The sequence below is a fragment of the Litoribacter ruber genome, from assembly GCF_018449405.1.
GTDB lineage: Bacteria > Bacteroidota > Bacteroidia > Cytophagales > Cyclobacteriaceae > Litoribacter > Litoribacter ruber.
The window spans coordinates 1-316 of record NZ_JAHCMY010000053.1; the positions used below are offsets into that span (position 1 = coordinate 1).

1 rRNA gene is annotated in these 316 nt (G+C 51.3%); it reads left to right on the forward strand.

Annotated elements, in window-relative coordinates:
* Positions 1-23 precede the first annotated feature (23 nt).
* Positions 24-316 (forward strand): 23S ribosomal RNA (locus KI659_RS18550); the annotation flags it as partial.

The window sequence follows — 316 nt, forward strand, 5'->3', positions numbered from 1 at the left end:
AATGATTCAATAGATTCATAAGAGTTTAAGTGAATAAGGGCGCACGGGGGATGCCTAGGCTCTCAGAGGCGAAGAAGGACGTGATAAGCTGCGATAAGCTGCGGGGACCGGCACAGACGGTTTGATCCGCGGATTTCCGAATGGGGCAACCCAGCCAGCAATGGTTATCCATATAATGGAGGCGAACGTGGGGAACTGAAACATCTAAGTACCCATAGGAGGAGAAAACAACAGTGATTCCGTAAGTAGTGGCGAGCGAACGCGGAACAGCCCAAACCGTGCATGTTACGGCATGTACGGGGTAATAGGACCTGCA